Below are 13,461 nucleotides of genomic sequence, written 5' to 3'. Positions count from 1 at the left end.
CGCCGGCGGCAGCGGGCTCCCGTCCGTGTCCCGCCTGTTCCGGATCCACGCGCGCGTGCCGGGGGCGGGCCTCACTCCACGCCCGGGACCGGCCGCGCGCCGCGCCCGCGGGCCGGGGAGCAGGACGCCACGGGTACCGCGCACGGCACCGCCCTCCGCCCAGGTCCCGCAGCTGCCGCGCGGTGACGCGGCCGCGCCGGACTGGCCAGCCCGGACTGGGGGCGATGCCGCTTCCGCGGCCTGGGGCCTCGACGTGGCGGGCGGGAGGTGCGGGGTACCCCAGCGCGCTCACGCGCCGCGATCCCGCGGCCTGACCCGGGGACCGCAAGGTCGGCGGGCGAGTCCGCCCGGCTCCGGCACGGGACGGCCCGCCCTCCGTGGCGGTCCGCGCCGCTCCTGCTCCCGACGCCGGCCACCGGCCCTCCCGGCAGGAAAAGACCCGGGCCACCGCCGGATGGCGGTGGCCCGGGCCGGTCACCTCGTGGGTCAGCTCTCCTGGGCCGGGCGACGGCGGGCCGCGTACACGGTCACCGCGCCGAGGCCGGCGGCCAGCAGGCCGCCGTACATGAGGGCGGACAGGTCCGATCCGGTCACCGGCAGCTCCTCGGGCTCGTCATCGGCCTGAGTCGAGCTGTCGGCGGCGGGCTGCGAACCGGTCTGGGACGGAGCCTGGTTGCCCGGGCCCTGTCCGTCATCCGGGTCCTGGCCCGGAGGCGTCGGCTCCGGGTCGCCGGGGCCCGGCGGGGTCGGCTCCGGGCCCGGAGGTGTGGGGTCCGGGTCGGGCGGAGTCGGGTCGGGGTCCGGAGGCGTCGGGCCCGGGTCCGGAGGCGTCGGGTCCGGGTTGTCCGGAGGCGTGGGGTCGTCCGGAATCAGGTCCGGCAGCTCCACGCCCAGGTTGAGGCCCAGATCCAGACCGGGCTGCCGGTCCGCGCTGGTGGTGTCCGCCGGCGCCACGGCCGGGGCGGCCTCGGGCGTGATCTCCTCGGCGGTGTCGGCGAACGCCGGAGCCGTGGAGAACCCGAAGGCCAGCAGACCCGCGGCGGCTATGCCGACCGCGCGTGCTGAACGGGACATCCTTCTCCTTCCAGTTGAGGGGGTGCGGGGGTCATTCGGGAGAGAGGGCGTAGAGCCCGTCGCCGGCGACCACGACCGCGCGGCCGTCGAGCAGGCCCCACGGTTGCGCCGTGTCCGGTTCCAGCTCCACCGGGTCGCCGTCGCGCGCGACGGCCACCTCAGCGCCGTCCAGCTCGCCGAAGAGCGTGTCTCCGGCCGCGGTCACGGGCGTGAAGCCGGACAGCGCGCGGGCCTCGCCGGCGGTCAGGTCAACGACCACCGGTCCATAGGCCGCGACGGCCTCGCCGGCCACCCAACGGGCGTCCTCCAACTCTCCCGGGGCGATCGCGACCGAGGCCGCGACCGAGCCATCTTGGGCGTCGTGCACCGCGAGCACGACGCGGTCCTCGTCCGCCGAGGTCCAGCGGATGAGGACGTGTTCGGCCGAGGCGGTCAGCACCCGGTCCAGGCGCCGCGCGCCGTCGGGCTCCGCGGGCTCCACCTCCGCCGGCTCCCCGTCCTCGGCCGCCCACGCCCACGGTCCGCGGGCGGAGGCGACCAGCACGGCGTCGCCGTCGGCGGCCAGTGCGCCCTGGCCGTCGGAGAGCGGGACCGGCGCGAGCTCTCCCCCGGAGGGGACGAACGCTCCGCCGCCCGCGAGGACCAGCGGCGCACGGCCCGCGTAGCTCACCTGGGCGCCGGCCGGCAGTTCGACCGCCTCGGGGTCGCCGCCCTCCAGCGGCCACGTCCACAGCGTGCCGTCGCCGACGAGGGCGACCCGCAGCGACTCGCCGGCGGCCACGATCCGCAGCTGCTGATCGATGTCGCCGAGTGGCACCGGCAGGTCCGCCGCCCACCGCTCGACACCGTCCGGCCCGGCGACGACCAGCCGCTCGTCAGGATCGACGAACGCGACCGCGCTGCCGTCCGGGGCGACGGCCGGCCGGGTTCCGGGAGCCATGTCGAGCCGCCACGCGGCCTGCTCGGTGAACCCGGGCGGCACCGGACGGCTGTCCAGGGTCGCCGGCTCGGGGGCGGATGTCTGCTCGCCCTGCACGGTCTCCAGCGTGTCCGGCAGGAATCGGACCACCGCGTAGCCGCCCCCCGCGAGGACGGCGACGGCCACGGCGCCGCCCGCCACCGCGAGGGCGACCCTGCGCCCGGTCCCGGTACCCGGTCCGCGCCGGCGCGGGGCCCTGGGCGGCCGGGGCGGCGCCGCGCGTCCGCCCCCGGCCGGGGCGGCGCGGACCACGCCGCTGGGGTTGGCGATGAGCTCCCACACGCTGTGGGCGTCCCGGGCATCCACGACCACCGGGCGGCCGGTACGCGCGGCGTAGTCGGCCGCGACATCGAGCGCCGCACGCCGGGTCTCCTTCGGGGAGTCACCCGCGACGTGGAACTGGTTCCCCTCCACGACGACCTGCGCACTGCGCTCGTCGGGGGCGATGACGATGCTGATGCGGTGCTGATGCGGTGTCAGCTGGACCCCGTAGCTCATCGGGCCTCCGACCAGACACGTCCGGCCCGCCCATTCGCGCGAAGCGCACACTGCCGCCCCGGTGGCAGAGCCATTGCGATCATCACTGTCGTGAACCCGTCCGTGTGCGCTACGTGACCCTCACCGGCGGTCGCTCGTTGTCGGCCCCGGATTCGGAGTGTGCTGATCCCGTTCGGTCTCAGGGCCGGAATTGCGGCGGAGCGACAAAGAACAATTGTGGATGACCGAGATGATACTGACTCGCGCAACGAACGGCTGCCCCCGCCGTTCCGCCGATCCACCCGGCACAACGGCCGTTCGGCCGCACGGCGCCGGCGGAGCGGTCCGCGCTCGCCAGACCGCTCGGCGCGATGCCCGCACTGAGCTGCGGCGACACTCGACCGCGATCCCACCACCGGGCGAGCCCGCCCCCGCTGCGGCCGCCGAGTGCTGGGGCCGACAACGCGACAACCTTTGACAATGGCCACATCCGGCCGATCTCCCCTCCGTCGCCGGCCGGCAGGCTCCCGGCCCCGACCTGCGGCGGAACGGGCCGGCCCGTTCCGGTCGGACCGCCCGGACGACGCCGTGGACACGTCGGCGGGCGCGCGGCTCCGCCCGTCCGAGGGGACTGGAGCGCGCGGGGGACGCGGTCTCCGGATCGACGCGGTCTTCATGACCCTCCCGCTACCTCGTGCTCCGCTCACGCCGCCGTGAACCGCCCTCCGTCGGCGCGCGGAGCTGGCCTGTCGTCCGCGCCGCGGAGATTCGTGCCCCGCCCACGCCGCGGAGGCCGTCTCCCCAGGGGCGGCCCCCGGCCCGCCGCGTCGCGCGGCGCCACTCCGCCTTCAGGAGAAAGGACGCGGTGGCCGCCCCATCGGTTTCCCTGTTTCCGATTCCCGGTCGGCCGTTTCCGGAACCCGGCGCCCGGGACCGCACCGGGAGGGCACGGCGGCCGGGCCCGCCGCGATGCGATCCGCGGATCCGCACCCCGGGGCAGCCCTGTCCTTGTCCCCCGCCGACACCCGCCCTCCGTTCACGCCACGCAGACGCCCTCTACGTTCACGCCACGCAGACCCCCTCTACGTTCACGCCACGCAGGCTGTTCCCCTCACCCGCGCTCGGCGGCGAGTTCGTAGTAGCGCGCCACCGCCGCCGGCCGGAAGCCGCGGCGGTGGTAGAAGTCCTTGGGCCAGTCGGCGGCGTCGGCGCGCACGAGCACCGGGTCGGCTCCGGCGGAGCGCGCGTCGGCGACCGCGTGCCGGAGCAGCTGGGACCCCACACCGCGGCCGCGCCGGTCGGCTCGGACGTACAGGTCCTCCACCACCGCCATTCCCTCCGGACGCGGCCAGGACGAGAAGAACCCGCAGTCCTCGCCCGCCACCCGCGCGAGCCAGTAATTGACGTAGGCGGAGCGCATCCGGTGGGCACGCAGGCTCTGCCGCGTGTACTCCTCGGGCCGGGGCGGGTGCCCCTCCGCTCGGTCCTCCTCCTCGTGGCCGAGCCGCAGCAGCGCATGCAGCATGTCCCAGTCGGCGTCGTCCTCCACCGGGCGGACGGCGACCGGATCGGGGGTGCGCCGCGGCGGAGCCAGCGGGCCGGCGACGACCATCTCCACCATGGTCGTACGCGGCCGCCACCCCGCGAACAGCAGCGCCGCCTCGGTCACGCGCGACATCGCCGGGCCGGCGTAGACCCGCGCCGCCGGGGCGCCGATCCAGTCCAGCGCTTCGGCCAGCATCCGCCGGAACTGGTCGGAGTCGTCGCCCACCAGCCCGGTGATCACGTTCCAGCGGCCGACCAGCGGCACCTCGCGGTTGCGGATCAGCCGTGCCCCGTTGATCACCCGGGTCTCACCGCCGAGCGCCCAGAACTCCGCAATGATGTCCTCCGTCGCCCGGGCCACGTGCTCCGTCACGCCCGACACCGTAGCCAAGCCGGCCGGCGGCCCGCAGTGTTTTCCCAGGAACGCGTCACTCCAGCGCACGGCGCGGCGCGACTTCCCACGAAGTACCGAAGAAAGCGAAGAAAGTGGGCAGGCCATACCGTAGCCCGACGTTCCGTACGGCGCTGGAATGGCGCGAGCGGCGGCTCGCGGCCGACCCGGGCGCTCCGGTCCGTCGCACGCCGCTGCGAGAAGAAGAAGGAGAAGCGCCGCCCATGTACGAGGACATCGCCTTCCGGCCGGCCCGCGAGATGGCCGCCATGCTGCGCCGCCGCGAGATCTCCGCGCGCGAGCTCGTGGAGGCCCATCTCGCGAGAATCGCCACGATCAACCCGACCGTCAACGCGGTGGTGACGCTCAGCGCGGAACGGGCCCTGCGTGAGGCGCACGCCGCCGACGAGCGGCTCGCGTCCGGCGCCCCGGTGGGGCCGCTGCACGGTCTGCCCATGGCTCACAAGGACACCCACGACACCGCCGGAATCCGCACGACGTACGGCTCACCGTTCTTCACCGGCAACATTCCCGAGCGCGACGAGCTCCTCATCGAGCGGCTGCGCGCCGCCGGGGCCATCACCATCGGCAAGACCAACGTCCCGGAGTTCGCCGCGGGGTCGCATACCTTCAACCCGGTCTTCGGGACCACTCTGAACCCCTATGACGTCACCCGGTCGGCGGGCGGCAGCAGCGGCGGCGCCGCGGCGGCGCTCGCCACGGGGATGCACGCCCTCGCCGACGGCTCGGACATGGGCGGTTCGCTGCGCAACCCCGCCTCATTCAACAACGTGGTGGGGCTGCGGCCCTCTCCCGGCCGGGTGCCGGTATATCCGGCCTCGCTCGGCTGGTCGACACTCTCGGTCCAGGGCCCGCTCGCCCGCGACGCCGCCGACGCCGCCCTGCTCCTCTCGGTCATGGCGGGCCCCGACCCGCGCAGCCCCGTGGCGCTGGCCGAGCCCGGATCGGAGTTCGCCCCGCCGCTGGACCGCGACCTCGCCGGCCTGCGGGTCGCCTGGACCCCCGACCTGGACGGCGCGTTCCACTGCGCCCAGGAGGTGCTGGACGTGCTCACGCCGGCCGTGCGGGTGTTCGAGGAGCTGGGGTGCCGCGTCACGGAGGCCGCTCCGGACCTCGCCGGCGCCGAGGAGGTCTTCCGCACCCTGCGGGCCTGGACGTTCGAGTCCGCCTACGGGCCGCTCCTCGACGCCGACCGGGACCTCCTCAAGCCGAGCCTCGCGTGGAACATCGAGGAGGGCCGCAAGCTCGCCGGCTCCGACGTCGCGCGCGCGGAGCGGCTGCGCACCGAGATCTACCACCGGATGCGGGAGTTCTTCCAGGACCACGACGTGCTGCTGCTGCCCGTGAGCCAGGTCCCGCCGTTCGACGCCCGTCTGGAGTTCCCGACCGACATCGACGGCGTCCCCCAGGCCACCTACCTGGACTGGATGCGCTCCGCCTACTACATCTCGGTCACCGGCAGCCCCGCGCTTTCGGTGCCGGCCGGGTTCACACCCGGCGGCCTCCCGGTGGGTCTGCAGATCGTGGGTCCGCACCACGCCGACCGGCTGGTGCTGGAGGTCGGCCACGCCTTCGAGCGGACCACCGGGTTCGGGCAGCGGCGGCCGCCGGTCGCGTGACACCGCGCCGAGACGGGGGCACGCCGGCCGCCCTGGCCGTGCTCGGCTGCGCCTGCCCCTGCCGCGCAACGCGCCGGCACGACCAGCACCAGCACCAGCACCAGCACCCGGACGATGGCCGTTTCCGCCACCGGGCGGCACCCGCGTGCTGGCCCGGCTGCCGTGACGCCCGCCCACCAGCCCGCTGGCCCCCTGCTCCTGACCGGACCACCGCACCCGGTGCCGACCCGGGCGACGGAGAGCCGGGCCGGCCGACGTCCCGCAGGGGCGTCGCGCTCCCGGCTCCGAGCCGCCGCGCGTGACCGGGCACCGCGAGATCACGCCCGGCACGCCCGGGCGGGGGCCCGCGGACCCGGCCGCGCGCCCTGACCGGGCGCGTCCGCTCCGCTTCCGGCTGCCCCCTTCCCTTTCGCTCCCGTGTCGGGGACCCTGTCCCAACCCGCACCCACTTCCGGGAGGCCCCCTTGAAGACGGAAAGTGATGGCAACGACGGCTTCGTGCGTGTCCTCGGGCGCGCCGACGTACTCGCACTCGCGTTCGGCGCGATGATCGGCTTCGGCTGGGTGGTGCTGACCGGAGACTTCATCAGCGGCGCCGGCAGTCTCGGGGCGGCGCTGGCGTTCGTGATCGGCGGCACCATCGTCACCCTGGTCGGGCTCACCTACGCCGAACTCGTCGCCGCCATGCCGCGGGCGGGCGGCGAGCACCACTACGCCCTGCGGGGGCTGGGCTCCCACGGGGCCTTCATCGCCTCGTGGGGCATCGTGCTGGGCTATCTCACCGTGGTGGCGTTCGAGGCGGTGGCGCTGCCCGAGACGGTGAGCTACCTGCTGCCGGAGCTGCGGGCCGGCCACCTGTGGACGGTCGCCGGCGACGACGTGCACGCCTCGTGGGTGGCGATCGGGGTGGGCGCGGCGGTGGCGATCACGGCGGTCAACTACGTCGGCATCCGGCCGGCCAGCGTGTTCCAGACCGTCGCCGTGCTGTTCCTGGTCGCCGTGGGCGCCGCGCTGCTGCTCGGGTCGGCCGTCGGCGGCTCGGCCGGCAACCTGCGCCCGCTGTTCGAGGGCGGGGCGCCCGGCCTGATCGCGGTGCTGGTCGCCACCCCGTTCCTGTTCGTCGGCTTCGACGTCATCCCTCAGTCGGCCGAGGAGATCCGGCTGCCGCAGCGCCAGGTGGGCGCGGTGCTGGTGGTGTCGGTGGGGTGCGCGATCGCGTGGTACGTGCTCGTCATGCTGACCGTGGCCTCGTCGCTGCCGGCCGGGGAGCTGGCCGCGTCGCAACTGGCCTCCGCGGACGGCATGGCAGCGCTCTGGAACAGCTCCGCGATGGGCACCGTGCTGGTGATCGGGGGGATCGCCGGCATCGTCACGAGCTGGAACGCCTTCCTGATCGGTGCGAGCCGGCTGCTCTACGCCATGGCGGTCTCCGGCATGCTGCCCGCCTGGTTCGCCCGGCTGCACCCCCGGTTCCGGACGCCGTCCAACGCGCTGCTGTTCATCGGCGGGCTGTCGGTCCTGGCCCCGCTGTTCGGCGACCGGATGCTGACCTGGCTGGTGAACGCCGGCGGGATCAACATCGTCGTCTCCTACGTGGTGGTGGCGCTCTCGTTCCTGGCGCTGCGCCGCCGGGAGCCGGAGATGGCGCGGCCGTTCCGGGTGCCGGCCGGGAACGCCGTGGGCGTGCTCGCACTGGTGCTGAGCCTCGCACTGGCCGCACTGTACCTGCCGGGGATGCCGGCCGCGCTGTCCTGGCCGTATGAGTGGAGCATCGTGGGCGCCTGGTGGTTGGCGGGAGCCCTGCTGATGTGGCGGCTGCCGCGCGTGGCACCGGGGCCGGACGCCGAGGTTCGGCTGACCGCCTCCGTGGCGAGGAACGGATAGCACGCCTCCGTGGCGAGCAACGGACAGCGGGGCTCCGTGGCGCGGAACGGACAGCACGCCTCCGTGGCACGCAGCAAGCAACACGCTTCCCCCAGCCCCGTCCGCGGGACGCTGGACGCCGTGGACGGGGGCCGGACGGCTCCGGCGGGGTCCGCCCGCCGGAGCCGCGGCGCCGGGTCGTTCCCCCGCTCAGTCCCACACCCGGGCGAGCAGCCAGGTGTCGCCCGCGGTCTCATGGCGGATCTCGTAGACCCCGAACGCCCGGTCCGAGCCGGCCTGCACCCGCCAGTGCCGCCGCTCCGGCAGGCCGCCCTCGGCAGCCGGCGTCCAGTCGGAGCGCAGCGTGATCCAGTGGTCGAGGATGCGGTGGACGGTGTAGAGCCTGCCGTCCCACCGGAAGCGCACCGGGCGCCCCTCGTTCTCCCAGACCGTGATGGGCACGCCGTAGACCCGCCCCACCGTGACTCCCCTCGATCGGTGACCTCGTAGCAGTGACCTCTCGCGCGGCCGCCTCCGGCCGCGCACGCGCGGACAGCGCCCGCGGGGAAGAGCAGGCGAAACTCGATTCGAACATGTGTACCCATTATAGCCGTCGACGTCGGCGGGCGGGCGTTCCCGGGCGGTTCGGCCCGGCCGGAATCCACCCGCCCCGGCCGCCGCGGCGGGCCACGCGGCGGCCCGCCGCCGCTGCCGCCCTCCGCCCCGCCACGCCCGCGACCTGTGGGCCGGTCGGTGGACCTCGGTACGCTATGAGGCGCGAATCACGCGATCCACGAAGGAACCCAGCACTGTGACGTCCAACGGGCACGAGCGCATCAAGCCCCTCCGCACCGGCGACCCGCACGAGCTCGGCGGCTACCGTCTCCTGGGTCGGCTGGGACGGGGCGGCATGGGCACCGTCTACCTGGCCGAGGACACCTCGGGGCGTCTCGTCGCGGTGAAGCTCATCCATCCCGACCTCAGCGACGACGAGGACTTCCGCCGGCGCTTCGCGCGCGAGGTGCGCTCCGCCCGCCGGGTGGCGCGGTTCTCCACCGCCGCCGTCCTCGACGCCCGGCTGGACGGCGACCCGCTGTTCATCGTCTCCGAGTACGTGCCCGGCCCCAACCTGGCCCAGGCCGTCGCCGCCGACGGCCCCATGCGCGGCGGCACCCTGGAGAGCCTGGCCATGGGGGTCGCCGCGGCGCTGGCCGCCATCCACGGCACCGGGATCGTGCACCGGGACCTGAAGCCCGCGAACGTCCTGCTCTCCTCCGTCGGTCCCAAGGTGATCGACTTCGGCATCGCCCGCGCCATGGACGACGACAGCGCGGTCACCCGGTCCAGCCAGCTCATGGGCACCCCCGCCTACCTGGCCCCCGAACTGGTCCTCGGCCAGGACGTCACCCCGGCCTCCGACATCTTCTCCTGGGGCTGCCTGGTCGCCTACGCGGGCACCGGCAAGGCGCCGTTCGACGCGCCGACCGTTCCCGCGGTCCTGCACCGCATCTCCTCCGGCGAGCCCGACCTCGGCGGCCTCGACCCCGAGATGCGCGACCTCGTACTCCCGGCGCTGGAGAAGGACCCCGCCCGCCGACCCACCGCGCAGCAGCTCCTCAACCGGCTGTTCGGCCAGGAGGATCCGGCCGAGTCCGTGGTCGACCAGACGGTGGTCCGCTCCTGGACCCCGCCGTCGACCGCCCGCCCGGCCGACCTCGCGGCCGCCGGGCTCGCGGGGGCGGCCGGAGCCGCCGCGGGACCGGGCGACTCCGGTACGCCCACCGCGGACCTCTCCGAGGTGGACACCCGGGCGATGCCGGACGGACCGGCCGACCGGACCGGCTCCGCGCCGCCGCAGCACCCCCAGCCCACCTCCGGTCCGCAGCCCGGATTCGGCGGCGCCCACCAGCCCACCTCCGGCCCACAGCACTCCCTCGGCCACCAGCCCACCTCCGGCCCGCAGCCCCCGGTGGGCGGCGCACCCGGGGGCGGTTCCCCCGTGCCTCCCCCAGGTGGCGCGGCGGTGCCCGGCGGCGCCCGGGTCGTGGGCGCGAGCGCGCTCGCGGTCATCGTCGTGGGCGCGGCCGTCATCGGAGGGGTGCGGCTGCTGGGCGGCCCCGGTGTCCCGGAGGGCTCCTCCGTCTACACCGACGACTTCCTCCGCACGGACACTGGCTGGTACTCCAACACGGTGTTCAACCCCGATGACGAGTCCTCCGACGGCGGCTACTACGAGGAGCAGTTCGCGCTGCGCGTGTCGGCCGAGCAGCAGAGCCGCGGCGAGTACGCTCCGGTCACCGAGCCGAGGCCCGACCGGGTCCTGGTCAGCGTGGACGCCGTCACGCAGGACGGTCCCGACTACAGCCTGCTCGGCCTGCGCTGCTTCCACCTCAGCTCGGAGGACGGTCCGGGATCCCGCTACGAGGCGCTGGTGCGCTTCGACGGCACCGGCGCGCAGGTCCGGCGCGACGCGGGTGACAACGGGGGGAACCAGCTGGCCGCCACCGACAGCGTCCGCGGCTTCGACACCGACGAGGGCGCGGTCAACAACCTCGCGATGTCCTGCGAGCTGGACGGCGAGGCCGCGACCATGACCATCAACCTGTGGGTCAACGGCCGGCACGTGCTGGAGGCCGTCGACAACGAACCGCTGCCGGACGACCCGGAGAACGGCCGGCAGGTCGGCATCACCGTGCAGCGCGGCGGCGGAGGCGGAGCGGATGCCTGCGTGTTCTTCGACAACTTCGCCCTCCACCGGCTGGGCGAGGACGAGCCCGACCCGTCCGCCAGCTGATCCCCGCGGGCCGAGGGCCCGCGCCGACGAATGGAGAACGACCATGCGCGCGATCGTGATCGAGAAGCAGGGTGGACCGGAGGTCATGGAGCTGGCGGAGGTAGCCGACCCGCGGCCCGGCCCGGGCGAGGTCCTGGTCGACATCGAGGCGCGCGGGGTCAACTTCATCGACATCTACCAGCGCGGCGGCGCCTACTCCGTGCCGACCCCGTTCACCCCCGGCGTCGAGGCGGCCGGGCGGATCAGCGCCGTGGGCGACGGTGTCGAGGACCTGCGGGTCGGCCAGCGGGTCGGCTGGGTGATGGTGCCGGGTGGCTACGCCGACCGGGCGGTCGTTCCGGCCGAGCGCGCCGTGCCGGTCCCCGACGGGGTCACCGGCGAGCAGGCCGCGGCGGTGCTGCTGCAGGGGCTGACGGCCCACTACCTCACCCACTCGACCGCCCCGGTTTCGCCGAGCGACACGGTGCTCGTGCACGCGGCGGCCGGGGGTACGGGGCTGCTGATCACCCAGCTGGCGAAGCTGCGCGGCGGCCGGGTCATCGGCACGGTGTCGACACCGGAGAAGGAGCGGCTGGCGCGCGCGGCCGGGGCCGACGAGGTCATCCGCTACACCGAGACCGACGTCGCCGAGGCGGTACGGTCGCTGACAGACGGGGTCGGCGTCGCCGCGGTGTACGACGGCGTGGGCGCCGACACGTTCGACGCGAGCCTGGCCTCGCTGCGCCCGCGCGGGGTGCTGGCGCTGTTCGGCCAGTCCAGCGGCGCGGTCGCGCCGGTGGACCCGCAGCGGCTCAACGCCGCCGGCTCGGTCTACCTGACCCGGCCGATGCTGACGCACTACCTGGCCGACCGGGCCGAGCTGCTGGACCGGGCCTCCGACGTGCTCGGCCTGGTGGCGAGCGGCGGTCTCGACGTGCGGATCGGCGGCCGCTACGACCTCGCCGACGCCGCCCGCGCCCACGAGGACCTGGCGGGCCGGCGGACCACGGGCAAGTTGCTGCTGGTCTGACCCGGCCCGCCGGTCCGGGTCGGGAGCGCGCCGGAGCGGGGCGGCGGGTACCGCCCCGCTCCGGCGCCGGCGTCAGCTCTGCGGACGCTGGTTGGGCAGTCCGGTCGGCCCGGCCGCCGCCTCGGCCTCGGCCTTGGCGCTGGCCACGGCCTCCGCGGCGCGTTCGGCCGCCTCGTCGGCCGCGCGCACGGCCTCCTGGTTGAGCAGCGGATCGCCCGAGGTGAGCTGCCGGGACTCCTCCCGTTCCTCCCCGGCCTCCTGCTCGCCGGCGGCGGCCGCGGTGCCGTCGGCTCTGCCGGCGAACGCCTGGCTCACGTTCTGCAGGGCCTGCGTCAGCTCGCCGGGGATCACCCAGAACGTGTTGCCCTCACCGTTGGCCAGCGACGGCAGCGTCTCCAGGTACTTGTAGGCGAGCAGTTTGGCGTCGGCGTTGTTGCGGTGCACGGCCTGGAAGACGCGCTCGATGGCCTTGGCCTCGCCGTCCGCCCGCAGGATGGCGGCCTGCTGCTGGCCCTGGGCCTCCAGGATCGCCTGCTGGCGGGCGCCCTCGGCGGTGAGGATCTTGGACTGCCGCGCGCCCTCGGCGTGCAGGATCGCCGCCCGCTTGTCGCGCTCGGCCCGCATCTGCTTCTCCATCGCCTCCTTGATGGTGGGCGGTGGGTCGATGGCCTTGATCTCGACCCGGTTCACCCGGATCCCCCACTTGCCGGTGGCCTCGTCGAGGACGCCGCGCAGCCGCGAGTTGATCTCCTCACGCGAGGTCAGGGTGCGCTCCAGGTCCATGCCGCCGATGACGTTGCGCAGGGTGGTGACCGTGAGCTGGTCGATGGCCTGCAGGTAGTTCGCGACCTCGTAGGCGGCGGCCCGCGGGTCGGTGATCTGGTAGTAGAGGACGGTGTCGATGTTCACCACGAGGTTGTCCTCGGTGATCACCGGCTGGGGCCGCGAGGAGAACACCTGCTCCCGCAGGTCGAACTTGGTGTTGACCCGGTCCACACCCGGGATGATGAAGTTCAGGCCCGGCTGCAGGGTGCGCATGTACCGGCCGAACCGCTCGATGTTGTAGGCGCGGGCCTGCGGCACGATCCGCACCATGGACATGACCGCCACGATCACGATGATCGCGAGGACGAAGAACACGACTTCGAAACCGAGCATCTCTTGCCTGCCTTGTCATGAGTGGAGGTCGCCGGCCGGCGCACGGTCACGGCAGCGACTCGTGCGGGTAGACCACCGCCGTCGCTCCCTGGATCTCCAGCACGTCGACGCGGGCTCCGGCCGGGATCACCTGGTTCTCGTCGAAGGACCGCGCGGTCCACTCCTCTCCGGACAGCCGGATGCGGCCGCGCTCTCCGGCGATCTCCTCGATGACCACCGCGGACCGGCCGACGAGAGCGGCGGTTCCGGAGCGTAACGGGGGCGGCTGGCGGAGGTGGCGGCGCGCGACGGGCCGTACCACCAGCAGCCCCGTGGCGGAGGTGAGGACGAAGGCGAGCGCCTGCAGCACGAGGTTGCCGCCCAGCGCGCCGGCGACGCCGGCGGCCATGGCCGCGACGGCCAGCAGTCCGAGCGACAGAGTCAGCGTGAAGATCTCCGCGACCCCCAGCACGACCGCCGCGATCATCCACAGAATCCACACCGGCATGTCGACCGCCCTCCCGTCCTGTGGCGGGTACTCCTTAAACTACCC

10 protein-coding genes are annotated in these 13,461 nt (G+C 74.5%); 4 read left to right on the top strand and 6 right to left on the bottom strand.

Features of this window, described 5'->3' with window-relative positions; translation table 11 throughout:
• Positions 1 to 486 precede the first annotated feature (486 nt).
• The 3 genes from DEF28_RS27420 to DEF28_RS27945 all read right to left on the bottom strand — a co-directional run bounded on the left by DEF28_RS27420 (position 487) and on the right by DEF28_RS27945 (position 4,448).
• Positions 487 to 1,074, bottom strand: coding sequence for a hypothetical protein (locus DEF28_RS27420; RefSeq protein WP_158562756.1), 588 nt, complete (start codon positions 1,072 to 1,074; stop codon positions 487 to 489).
• A 31-nt stretch (positions 1,075 to 1,105) separates the two neighbouring features.
• Positions 1,106 to 2,551, bottom strand: coding sequence for a hypothetical protein (locus DEF28_RS03715; protein WP_114398890.1), 1,446 nt, complete (start codon positions 2,549 to 2,551; stop codon positions 1,106 to 1,108).
• A gap of 1,090 nt (positions 2,552 to 3,641) precedes the next feature.
• A complete protein-coding gene (locus DEF28_RS27945; protein WP_199493122.1) occupies positions 3,642 to 4,448 on the bottom strand; it encodes a GNAT family N-acetyltransferase in 807 nt (268 codons plus the stop codon).
• Between the two features lie 242 nt (positions 4,449 to 4,690).
• Here DEF28_RS27945 and DEF28_RS03705 point away from each other — a divergent pair, with 242 nt between their 5' ends.
• Both DEF28_RS03705 and DEF28_RS03700 read left to right on the top strand, forming a co-directional pair.
• Complete coding sequence (locus tag DEF28_RS03705) at positions 4,691 to 6,106, top strand: amidase (protein ID WP_114398889.1); 1,416 nt, start codon at positions 4,691 to 4,693, stop codon at positions 6,104 to 6,106.
• 464 nt (positions 6,107 to 6,570) lie between these two features.
• Complete coding sequence (locus DEF28_RS03700; RefSeq protein WP_233515074.1) at positions 6,571 to 7,989, top strand: APC family permease; 1,419 nt, start codon at positions 6,571 to 6,573, stop codon at positions 7,987 to 7,989.
• A 189-nt stretch (positions 7,990 to 8,178) separates the two neighbouring features.
• Here DEF28_RS03700 and DEF28_RS03695 read toward each other — a convergent pair whose 3' ends face one another.
• Positions 8,179 to 8,448 (bottom strand): DUF6504 family protein, encoded by a 270-nt coding sequence (locus DEF28_RS03695; RefSeq protein WP_181874358.1) that lies wholly within the window; start codon positions 8,446 to 8,448, stop codon positions 8,179 to 8,181.
• Between the two features lie 331 nt (positions 8,449 to 8,779).
• On the opposite strand from DEF28_RS03695, the gene DEF28_RS03690 reads away from it, so the two are divergent.
• Together DEF28_RS03690 and DEF28_RS03685 are read left to right on the top strand one after the other, a co-directional pair.
• A complete protein-coding gene (locus DEF28_RS03690) occupies positions 8,780 to 10,762 on the top strand; it encodes a serine/threonine-protein kinase (RefSeq protein ID WP_114433593.1) in 1,983 nt (660 codons plus the stop codon).
• Between the two features lie 43 nt (positions 10,763 to 10,805).
• Positions 10,806 to 11,771: a quinone oxidoreductase family protein gene (locus tag DEF28_RS03685; protein ID WP_114398887.1), complete on the top strand. Its 966-nt coding sequence runs from the start codon at positions 10,806 to 10,808 to the stop codon at positions 11,769 to 11,771.
• A gap of 72 nt (positions 11,772 to 11,843) precedes the next feature.
• Here the strand turns inward: DEF28_RS03685 and DEF28_RS03680 are convergent, their stop codons facing one another.
• Positions 11,844 to 12,929: an SPFH domain-containing protein gene (locus tag DEF28_RS03680; protein ID WP_114398886.1), complete on the bottom strand. Its 1,086-nt coding sequence runs from the start codon at positions 12,927 to 12,929 to the stop codon at positions 11,844 to 11,846.
• Positions 12,930 to 12,975: 46 nt separating this feature from the next.
• Positions 12,976 to 13,416, bottom strand: coding sequence for an NfeD family protein (locus DEF28_RS03675; protein ID WP_114398885.1), 441 nt, complete (start codon positions 13,414 to 13,416; stop codon positions 12,976 to 12,978).
• Positions 13,417 to 13,461 lie beyond the last annotated feature (45 nt).

The organism is Marinitenerispora sediminis, from assembly GCF_003336425.1.
GTDB lineage: Bacteria > Actinomycetota > Actinomycetes > Streptosporangiales > Streptosporangiaceae > Marinitenerispora > Marinitenerispora sediminis.
The sequence above is the reverse complement of the archived record's forward strand: the minus strand, read 5'-3'. Positions and strand labels throughout refer to the sequence as shown.

Coding starts and splice junctions, on each gene's coding strand:
- DEF28_RS27420 (WP_158562756.1), bottom strand. CDS start 1,074: ATGTCCCGTTCAGCACGCGCGGTCGGCATAGCCGCCGCGGGTCTGCTG.
- DEF28_RS03715 (WP_114398890.1), bottom strand. CDS start 2,551: ATGAGCTACGGGGTCCAGCTGACACCGCATCAGCACCGCATCAGCATC.
- DEF28_RS03705 (WP_114398889.1), top strand. CDS start 4,691: ATGTACGAGGACATCGCCTTCCGGCCGGCCCGCGAGATGGCCGCCATG.
- DEF28_RS03685 (WP_114398887.1), top strand. CDS start 10,806: ATGCGCGCGATCGTGATCGAGAAGCAGGGTGGACCGGAGGTCATGGAG.
- DEF28_RS03680 (WP_114398886.1), bottom strand. CDS start 12,929: ATGCTCGGTTTCGAAGTCGTGTTCTTCGTCCTCGCGATCATCGTGATC.
- DEF28_RS03675 (WP_114398885.1), bottom strand. CDS start 13,416: ATGCCGGTGTGGATTCTGTGGATGATCGCGGCGGTCGTGCTGGGGGTC.